Below are 344 nucleotides of genomic sequence, written 5' to 3'. Positions count from 1 at the left end.
GGTCCTTCGACCTGCCGGGGCTGAGCGTCGAGGCTGCGGGGGAGGGGTTCGATCAGGTCAAGTTCGATCTCGAACTGAACCTTTGCGAGCATGGCGAGGAGATCGCCGGAACGCTGGGTTATGCGAGCGCGCTGTTCGACGAAGCGACGATCGCGCGCCAGCGTGGTTATCTTTTGACGCTGCTGCGGGCGATGGTTGCCGATGCAGGCCAGCCGATCGGCCGCATCGACATCCTGCCGGCTGACGAGCGCCGCTACCTTTTGGAGGAGCTGAACCGGACGCAGGCGCCTTACCCGTCGGACCAGTGCATCCACGAACTGTTCGAACAGCAGGTGCAAAAGGCC

At 63.7% G+C, this 344-nt stretch carries 1 protein-coding gene; it reads left to right on the top strand.

Features of this window, described 5'->3' with window-relative positions; translation table 11 throughout:
- Positions 1-344, top strand: a 344-nt coding sequence (locus PY650_RS36910; RefSeq protein WP_285885057.1) for a condensation domain-containing protein, incomplete at both ends; no start/stop codon positions are given.

This window comes from Martinezella calliandrae (assembly GCF_030272695.1).
GTDB lineage: Bacteria > Pseudomonadota > Alphaproteobacteria > Rhizobiales > Rhizobiaceae > Rhizobium > Rhizobium calliandrae.
Note: the sequence above shows the minus strand (reverse complement) of the source record. Positions and strands in the feature narration are given on the sequence as shown.